The sequence below is a fragment of the Yaniella halotolerans DSM 15476 genome (assembly GCF_000420805.1).
In the GTDB taxonomy this organism is placed as follows: domain Bacteria; phylum Actinomycetota; class Actinomycetes; order Actinomycetales; family Micrococcaceae; genus Yaniella; species Yaniella halotolerans.
The window spans coordinates 109,104-118,233 of the sequence record NZ_ATVQ01000005.1 but is presented as its reverse complement, the minus strand read 5'-3'; the positions used below and the strand labels follow the sequence as shown (position 1 = coordinate 118,233).

General features: G+C 54.3%; 7 protein-coding genes, 1 tRNA gene and 1 pseudogene. 5 read left to right on the top strand and 4 right to left on the bottom strand.

What is annotated here, in order from left to right; all coding sequences use genetic code 11:
- The 4 genes and pseudogenes from G583_RS0113240 to G583_RS0113225 form a co-directional block, all read right to left on the bottom strand.
- Window positions 1-565: pseudogene (locus tag G583_RS0113240) on the bottom strand (integrase catalytic domain-containing protein); the annotation flags it as partial.
- Window positions 566-1,268: 703 nt separating this feature from the next.
- Window positions 1,269-1,341 (bottom strand) — tRNA-Val (locus G583_RS0113235).
- Between the two features lie 34 nt (window positions 1,342-1,375).
- Window positions 1,376-1,825, bottom strand: coding sequence for a redoxin domain-containing protein (locus G583_RS16075; protein WP_022871658.1), 450 nt, complete (start codon window positions 1,823-1,825; stop codon window positions 1,376-1,378).
- Entirely contained in the window at window positions 1,825-2,256 is a 432-nt protein-coding gene (locus G583_RS0113225) for a DUF3052 domain-containing protein (protein WP_022871657.1), read from the bottom strand. Before G583_RS0113225 ends, G583_RS16075 begins: the two co-directional genes overlap by 1 nt.
- Window positions 2,257-2,512: 256 nt before the next feature.
- On the opposite strand from G583_RS0113225, the gene aceE reads away from it, so the two are divergent.
- The 5 genes from aceE (at window position 2,513) to G583_RS0113200 (ending at window position 9,063) form a co-directional block, all read left to right on the top strand.
- Window positions 2,513-5,263: a pyruvate dehydrogenase (acetyl-transferring), homodimeric type gene (aceE, locus tag G583_RS0113220; RefSeq protein WP_022871656.1), complete on the top strand. Its 2,751-nt coding sequence runs from the start codon at window positions 2,513-2,515 to the stop codon at window positions 5,261-5,263.
- A 144-nt stretch (window positions 5,264-5,407) separates the two neighbouring features.
- Entirely contained in the window at window positions 5,408-6,616 is a 1,209-nt protein-coding gene (locus G583_RS0113215; protein WP_022871655.1) for a PucR family transcriptional regulator, read from the top strand.
- Between the two features lie 123 nt (window positions 6,617-6,739).
- On the top strand, window positions 6,740-7,675 hold the full coding sequence (locus tag G583_RS0113210; RefSeq protein ID WP_022871654.1) for an ACP S-malonyltransferase: 936 nt from the start codon (window positions 6,740-6,742) through the stop codon (window positions 7,673-7,675).
- Window positions 7,676-7,683: 8 nt separating this feature from the next.
- A complete protein-coding gene (locus tag G583_RS0113205) occupies window positions 7,684-8,742 on the top strand; it encodes a beta-ketoacyl-ACP synthase III (RefSeq protein WP_022871653.1) in 1,059 nt (352 codons plus the stop codon).
- A gap of 78 nt (window positions 8,743-8,820) precedes the next feature.
- On the top strand, window positions 8,821-9,063 hold the full coding sequence (locus G583_RS0113200) for an acyl carrier protein (RefSeq protein ID WP_022871652.1): 243 nt from the start codon (window positions 8,821-8,823) through the stop codon (window positions 9,061-9,063).
- The last annotated feature ends 67 nt before the right edge of the window (window positions 9,064-9,130 follow it).

Sequence of the window (9,130 nt, the reverse complement as noted above, 5' to 3'; positions counted from 1 at the left end):
TGGCCGTGGGGCCACAGTGGGCGACGGTGTCGGTTTCAAAAAATCCAGGTTCAATCTCCAGTTCGTCGCCGGCTTTGCGCACCGTAATAGAGTTGCGCAACAGGGCTCCGGGTTTGGTGGTGGAGATGCCTTTGAGCGCTAGCCGGTCGCGTTCTGCTTTGAGATATCGGTCGATGGTGGCAGCACTCATAGACAGCAATTGCGCACGTGCTGTGGGATTATAGCCAGAGCGTCCCACGACCAACTCTTGGTGGGCTTCCAGTCGCTCTATCCAGTCCTCCAGGACTGCTTTCATATATTTACCCGAGGGCATGCCCATCATTCGCCACACCCGGACCAGCTGCTTTTTCGCATTCTGAGAGTACTTGGTGGGTTTGTGATTGCGCCGGTCGATGCGCACCACGTTTTTGACCCCAAGGGTCTTGGAGGTCAGATACCGCCGAGCTGTGGACCGACCGACCCCGGTCGAGGCACAGAACTGATCGATAATCTCTGATTTCTCTGCTTTGGTTCCGGTGCGGTAATCGGTGCGCAATTGCTTGGTGACTTCTATGCGTGTAGCCATCGAGGTTCTTTCCTTCTTCATAACTTCAGGCTAGAGTCTCGCGCTCACGGTCTGTGAGGCACGACACGAGCTAGACGCTCAATATGAATAAGGTACGTCGATGTGTTGTGTTTGGAAGAAAGTATGACCAGAGTGTAGTTGCCGGTCTCGAATGGGGTGCGCGTCAATAACCAAGCCGCACCTGTCTGCAATAACGATGGTAGCTGCGCTCACTGCAGGTGACAGTCGGGATACAGAGCACTTACTGTGGCGTCCAGTGTTTTTGCGGGTCAGCAGCCTATTTGCAGTCACGACAAGCAGGTGTCCATGGCAGCGTTGTCAATGAACCTCACGGACTCTGTCCATTACCCGACAGGACGACTGTGGGTGACAAAGTCGTTAGAAATTTAGCCCAAGTGAAGAAAGAGTCACGATTCAGCGCGACTCGCACAACATCATCTCGGACTTGTCAGACGAAATAGGGTATGCCTAGTGTTCACCATTGCTGGCCAGCGTTCGGCTAATCAGGTCGAATGGCACCTATTTCATGCAGCACGGCCACCAGGTCCACGATGGGCGGCAAGAATCACGGCCTCACGAAACAGGTTGGGTCGAGACACACACTTCTGCCTATCACCCAACCCTGGTCCCATTTTTAGGAAGTAGAATTAAGCATGAAACACCCCGCATCATTGGACTGACCAAAATGCGGGGTGTTTTCTTGTGGGTCCTACCGGGATCGAACCGATGACCTACTCGGTGTAAACGAGTTGCTCTACCAGCTGAGCTAAAGACCCATTGCGTTGTGCAACAAGATTCAATAGTAGCCTATTATTTTTTGCTTTGCAAAACGGACAGATGATCCGACATATTTCGGCCCGCTGCCGTTGCAGAAATGTGTTCCAACACTTCGCCAGAACGGCTAATCAGCAGACTCACACGTTGCGGCCGGCCCGTCGTCTTGTCGAGGATTCCAAAGTGGTCTGCCGCAGCACCGTGCGGCCAAAAATCACTCAAAAATGGGACTTGCAAATCAAGTTGATCCGTGACCATACGCAACACGGGAGCTGCATCTGGTGCGATGAGGCGCACTCCTACTTGTTGGACAGCTAATTGACCTGCAAGTTCATTCACATGCTCCAGCTCGGACATACAGATCGGCGTGTAGGCGCCGGGGATGAAGATCAGCCAGGTACGGTCATAACCCGGCTGATCTATCCCTTCAATCGGCGGAAATTGCCACGCTTGACCAAACTGATCTCGCAGGGCAGGAGCCGTCATCACACTCGTCGCTCTAGACGCGTTGCCAACCAGTCTTCGGAAACCCCCGCGGTAATCGTTGTGCGAAGGCCAGCCACGTGGGCCGACTCCCCGACATCCGTTGGAGAAACATGACCGGGTCGTGAAGCGCGAGGGATGAGCAACCAAATTGGCGCGTTTTCATCCAAGTTTGTCGTCGCATCAGAAAGCGCGTCAGTGAGATCGGACAAATCTCCGTCGTCCTCGCGCCACCAAAGAAGCACCGCATCCACGGGCTCCTGGTCCTCTTCCATGAGGAACTCTTCGCCGAGGGCGTCCTCAAGACCGTTTCGGAACTCGAAGTCAATGTCTTCGTCCCAGCCCAGCTCTTGGACCACATCTCCAACAGCTAGTTCGAGTTCACCAATATAATGATTGTTATCTGGGTTCTTGCCAGACGACGAGTTGCTCACAACACTCCTTCTACTTACGTTGTTCTTCTATTTTTCAAAATTCTTGAGACATTAGCAACATCTAGACATCATACTGTGTCCTAACACCATGTGATTTACCCTTCAACCGAAGTACCCGCGACCGAATTTCAATCACGCCTAGATGTCGGGGGTAGAATCCCTATGAGATCCCTTTGTCGTGGCGCACTTGACCACACATCGAGCGCGCCAACAAGACGACTTAACAAGCTGTCGTTAGAAGAAGAAAGAGGTCACTGTGAGTACAGCCGAAGAGAGCTATGACATTCGTAGTGGTTTGACCGACCATGCTCCTGATAAAGATCCTGAAGAGACTTCTGAATGGATCGAATCCTTTGACAGCCTGGTAGACATTGCTGGCACAGAACGCGCTGAATACATTATGCGTCAACTGCTGCAGCGTGCAGGCACTAAATCTGTTGCCGTACCGATGGTTACGACCACCGACTACGTCAACACGATTCCGGCAGACCAGGAGCCGGAATACCCAGGCGATGAAGAGCTAGAGCGCCGTTACCGTAACTACCTGCGCTGGAATGCCGCCGCTATCGTGCAGCGCGCGCAGCGTGACGGTGTTGGCGTTGGTGGCCACATTTCGTCTTATGCGGGCCAGGCTACGCTATATGAAGTTGGACTAAACCACTTCTTCCGCGGTCAGGACCACCCAGGTGGTGGCGACCAGATTTTCTTCCAGGGCCACTCCTCCCCCGGTAACTACGCCCGTGCATTCCTGGAAGGCCGCCTCTCCGAAGAGGAGCTCGATGGCTTCCGTCAGGAAAAGTCGCAGGCACCAAATGGACTGCCTTCCTACCCGCACCCAAAAATGCTGGACAACTTCTGGCAATTCCCTACTGTGTCGATGGGCCTTGGTCCTCTGAACGCCATTCACCAGGCACAGTTCAACCGCTACATTCATGACCGCGGCATTAAAGACACCTCAGACCAGCACGTCTGGGCTTTCCTCGGCGACGGCGAAATGGATGAGCCAGAATCTCGCGGTGCGCTGCATATCGCTGCGAATAATAAACTGGACAATGTCACATTCGTGATCAACTGTAACCTGCAGCGTCTTGACGGCCCGGTTCGCGGTAACGGCAAGATAGTCCAGGAACTCGAAGCTTCCTTCCGCGGTGCCGGCTGGAACGTTATCAAGGTGCTGTGGGGTCGCGAATGGGACCCACTGCTGGAAACCGATGACACCGGTGAGCTCGTTCGCATCATGAACGAAACTCCAGACGGTGACTACCAGACCTACAAGGCCGAAGATGGTGGCTTTGTTCGCGAGCACTTCTTTGGACGTTCTTCAACCACCAAGGAACTCGTCGCAGATATGTCCGACGAGGAAATCTGGGGCCTGAAGCGTGGTGGCCACGACTACAAGAAGGTTTACGCTGCCTACAAGGCTGCGACCGAGTACAAGGGCAAACCAACGGTCATTCTTGCCCACACCATTAAGGGCTACGGTCTGGGTACTACCTTCGAGGGTCGTAACGCGACCCACCAGATGAAGGAATTGACGATCGATGAGATCAAACTCTTCCGCGATCGTCACCGCATTCCTGTCACGGACGAAGAAATCGAAAAAGACCAGTACGCGATGCCGTACTACCACCCCGGTCAAGACGCTCCAGAGATCAAGTACCTACAAGAACGCCGCCAGAAACTTGGTGGCTACGTTCCTGAGCGTCGCAAGAAGTACCATCCGTTGCCCTTGCCGCCTGAGTCGACGTATAAGCACGCTCGGAAGGGATCCGGTAAGCAGCAGATCGCTACCACCATGGCGTTTGTTCGTCTCCTACGAGACCTCATGCGCGACAAGAACATTGGTAAGCGGATTGTACCCATCATTCCGGACGAGGCCCGCACCTTCGGTATGGACTCGTTCTTCCCAACGGCCAAGATCTACAACCCGCGCGGACAAAACTACATGTCTGTGGACCGTGATCTGTTCTTGTCCTATAAGGAATCGCAAGAGGGACAGCTGTGGCACGTTGGTATTAACGAAGCCGGTGCAACCTCAGCGTTGACTGCGGCTGGTACCTCGTACTCGACACACGGCGAGATCATGATTCCGATCTACGTGTTCTACTCGATGTTCGGTTTCCAGCGCACCGGCGACAGCTTCTGGGCTGCAGCTGACCAGCTGACCCGCGGTTTTGTTATTGGTGCTACCGCTGGACGTACAACACTTGCCGGTGAAGGCACCCAGCACATGGATGGTCATTCACCAATCCTGGCTGGCACCAACCCCGGTGTGAAACACTACGACCCAGCGTTCTCCTACGAGATCGCCCACATCATGCGCAACGGTCTGTATGAAATGTATGGTGAGCACGATCTGGGCGACCATGTCCGGAACGTCATGTACTACATCACCGTGTACAACGAGCCGATTACCCACCAGCCAGAGCCAGAAGACATCGATATCGATGGTCTGCTGCGCGGAATCTACCGGTACTCCAAGTCCGACATTGGCGGGCCAAAGGCCAACCTCTTCGGATCTGGTGTTTCCCTGCCATGGGTTATCGAAGCAGCCGAGATCCTGGCCAACGACTGGGGCGTATCCGCTGACGTATGGTCGGTGACAAGCTGGAACGAACTTCGTCGTGATGCAGTAGCCGCAGAACGTGAACGCATCACCAATCCAGATAACGAACCACGCGTCCCATACATCACTCAGGTGATGTCTAAGACCGAAGGCCCCGTTGTCGCAACCACCGACTTCGCTACGCTGCTGCCGGACCAGATCCGTCAGTACGTGCCGAACGAGTTTGCAACGCTGGGCGCCGATGATTTCGGCTTCTCGGATACACGTGCCGCAGCACGTCGTCACTTCAAGATCGATACCCACTCTGTAGTTGTACGAGCACTACAGATGCTGGAAAAATCTGGCGAAATCGACGAAGGCACTGCTGCAACAGCCTTTGCACAGTACGGGCTCGATGACGTCAACCGCGGTACCACCGGAATTGCTGGCGGCGATTCCTAAGCGTTAAATACCGCTGGTAGAACATCCGCTACGGGGTGCTGGACCTTTCCAGCACCCCGTAGTCGTTAACACCACGAATCAATAGCAACCTCAGTTACGATGAAACTGTGTCTCGCGATCATCCCGGAAGTGGCCCAATAGTTTATGAATAGCTGGTCAACTAAATTTCCTCGCCCCATCTCAGCAGAAGCAAAAGCCGCAGTACGAGCTCATCTCGGTGAACTCAAAACGGCTGCCCTGCACCAGCTCAACACCTCCCTGCCTTGGTTTCGAGAACTTCCTGCACATGAGCGCGCCAGTCTCGGTGAAATTGCCCAGCAAGGTTTGAGCACATTTGCCGATTGGTTTGAACACAGCGAAAAAACAGTCAAAACTTCAATCCACGGTATTTTGCTGTCAGTTTTTGGCAATGCACCAACTGATCTGTCGCGCACCGTCTCTCTGCAACAAGCGGTCCAGCTGCTCCGGACGGTCCTGCAGGTTGTGGAGACACAGCTTCCGGCTATCGTCGCCGATGCAGATAAAGCTGCGGCACGCTACGCTGTGGTGTTCTATTCACGAGAAATCGCTTTTGCTTTGGCCGAAGTGTACGCAAGAGCTGCCGAAACACGTGGCTCCTGGGATACCCGTCTGGAAGCACTGCTACTGGATTCGATTCTCGCTGGTGATCGAGCTGATGAAATACGTTCCAGAGCCGCGGCTGCCGGCTGGAAAGGGACCCATGGCATCACCGTCATGGTTGGGAAACCTGATCATGTCGATGAACCACAGCTCGTCGCACAGCTTCGCGAGATCGCAACCCGTGCAAACCTGCAAATACTGATCGGTGTGCTATCTGACCGTTTGGCAATCGTGCTCGGCTCTGTCAAAGATGTCCAGGCAGATACACGAACTATCCAGCGTGGCTTCGGTGACGGCCCAATTGTCTATGGCCGAATGGTCGATTCACTCGTCGATGCACCACTATCAGCCCAAGAAGCCTTAGAGGGATTCACTGCGGCCCCTGCCTGGCCTGCCGCTCCCCGACCGGTCTCGGCTGCTGAACTGCTGCCCGAACGAGCCCTCAATGGAGATGCCACCGCACGCAAGGCATTGACCACTCAAGTTTACAGACCTCTGGCTTCCGCAGGACATTCACTGCTGCAAACAGTCGACGTATATACGACATGCGGGGGGTCGTTAGAAGCGACAGCGCGCCAGTTGTTTATTCACGCCAATACTGTGCGATACCGACTAAAACGGGTTTCCGAAATTACCGGTTGGGATCCAACAACGCCTAGAGATGCATATGTCCTACAAGTTGCGCTGATGACGGGTAGACTTGATACGGTCTTAAACCAGCCAGAACAATGACCAGGAGCAATACTGCGCTCGAGCGTGCATAAACTTTCTTTGTAGGATTCCTACAAAAACTTTGTTTATACTCGTCGTCTTCGTTGCCCGGTTATACCGAAAGAATTTGGGAGAGTTAACCCTATGCTCGCAATCGTGTGCCCGGGACAGGGCTCTCAGACACCAGGATTCCTGGAACCGTGGCTCGAACTCCCCGGTATCTCTGAAGCCCTCAATGAATGGTCGGAAGCTACCAAGGTCGATTTGGTGACACATGGAACGACCTCCGATGAAGACACCATTAAGGATACCGCTGTAGCCCAGCCGCTGATCGTCGCAGCTGGACTACTCGCCGCACAGGCGATGGGCACCGATCAACTGGACCAGCAGAGCTGGATGACAGCCGGCCATTCAGTTGGCGAAATCACCGCAGCTGGTCTGGCGTCTGTCTTCTCTCCTGTGGAAGCACTCGAATTTGTTCGAGTACGCGCTCAAGGCATGGCATCAGCAGCCGCTGTAGAACCTACCGGCATGGCGGCAGTCCTGGGTGGAGACCAAGACGAGGTCATCGACTACCTCGAGGACATGGACATCACACCGGCCAACGTCAATGGCGGGGGCCAAGTCGTCGCCGCAGCCTCTCAGGATGCACTAGCGAAGCTAGCCCAGGATCCCTTGGACAAAACTCGCGTCATAGAGCTGAAGGTTGCTGGCGCATTCCACACCAAATATATGGCACCAGCTGTCGCTGACCTGCAGGCTTTTGCTGAAACCCTCAACCCCAACGATCCAAGCGTCGCGTTGGCCTCCAACAGCGACGGAACTGTCATCGATTCTGGTCAGCTCTTCGTCGAGCGGCTCATCAACCAGGTAACCTCCCCGGTCCGCTGGGATCTGTGCCAACAAACTATGGTTGATCAAGGCGTAACCGGTATAATCGAACTTCTGCCCGGCGGCACACTCACCGGCATCGCACGACGTGCAATGAAGGGTGTCAAAACTCTCGCTATTAAGAAGCCGGAAGATCTAGATAAAGCCCAGGACTTTATCGCCGAACACACCCAGAACATCTCAGCGTAAGGTTTATCTTGTCTACAGTCAGCTTGAACCAGTACAACCCCACCAAGGGAAGTCGCATCCTTTCTGTCGGTGCGTTCCGACCGAACAACCTCGTGAATAACGAAGAGTTGGCCGGTCCAATCGATTCCTCTGATGAGTGGATTCAGCAGCGTACCGGTATTGTGACACGTCAGCGTGCTGAAGCCGACATCTCCCTCTACGACATGGCACTGAACGCAGGTAAGCAGGCTATCGACCGGGCAGGAATCAAAGCATCCGACTTGGATGCCATCGTCGTTTCAACCGTCACGTTTCCTTACCCAACTGGTTCTGCCGCCGCATTGATTGCTGGAGCCTTAGAAGTAACGGTTCCCGCCTACGATATTTCAGCAGCTTGTGCGGGCTACTGCTACGGAGTAGCGCAAGCCGATGCGCTGGTACGATCTGGCATGGCTGACAAGGTTCTTGTGATCGGCGCTGAGAAGCTCTCAGATTTCGTTGATCCAACCGACCGGTCAATTTCGTTCCTCCTCGGAGACGGTGCGGGCGCAGTTGTCATTGGCGCAGCCGAAGAACCAGGCATCTCAAAATCAAACTGGGGCTCCAAGGGTCAGGACTGGGACATGATCCGTATGACCAGATCGAACCTCGAGATGCGCGATGTCATCGAGGAAGTCGAAAGAACGGGAGATGCGACCGCGATCACCGAACCTGGAAGCCAAGGCGGGATCTGGCCAACACTTCGTCAAGAAGGTCCTTCAGTCTTCCGCTGGGCAGTTTGGGAAATGGCCAAGGTGGCTAAACAAACGTTGGCTGATGCAGGGGTCGGCCCTGAAGATTTGGCTGCATTCATTCCGCACCAGGCAAACATGCGCATCATCGACGAATTCGCTAAACAGCTCAAACTCCCAGATCACGTAGCTGTTGGACGAGATATTGCTGACTCGGGCAACACCTCCGCTGCATCCATTCCATTGGCAATGCACCGTCTACTAGAAGAACGGCCAGAACTCTCTGGCGGTTTGGCCCTACAAATTGGTTTTGGTGCCGGGTTGGTCTACGGCGCCCAGGTCGTGCGACTTCCATAAGTCTGCGCCCTGCACTGACCACGAAATTGTACAAACCCGTGCACGAGTAACGTTGCACGTCTATTTAAGGAGCTGCTCATGGCTAATAAAGAAGACATCCTGGCTGGCCTGGCCGAAATCGTCAACGAAGAAACCGGCCTGGAAACTGAAGAAGTCCAGCTGGACAAAAACTTCACCGATGACCTCGACATCGACTCGATCTCGATGATGACCATCGTTGTCAACGCCGAAGAAAAATTCGACGTGAAGATTCCAGATGAGGAAGTCAAAAACCTCAAGACCGTTCAGGACGCTGTTGATTTCATCGCGAACGCTTCCTAACGGAACCGGTCGGACTTTCGTGTCCGCCATGAGCGGTGGGCCGGGAACTCTCCCGGCCCCGCAGGCC

Excerpts from the sequence above, each read along its gene's own strand:
- G583_RS16075 (WP_022871658.1), bottom strand. The coding sequence starts at position 1,825 with ATGACGGCTCCTGCCCTGCGAGATCAGTTTGGTCAAGCGTGGCAATTT.
- G583_RS0113215 (WP_022871655.1), top strand. The coding sequence starts at position 5,408 with ATGAATAGCTGGTCAACTAAATTTCCTCGCCCCATCTCAGCAGAAGCA.
- G583_RS0113210 (WP_022871654.1), top strand. The coding sequence starts at position 6,740 with ATGCTCGCAATCGTGTGCCCGGGACAGGGCTCTCAGACACCAGGATTC.
- G583_RS0113200 (WP_022871652.1), top strand. The coding sequence starts at position 8,821 with ATGGCTAATAAAGAAGACATCCTGGCTGGCCTGGCCGAAATCGTCAAC.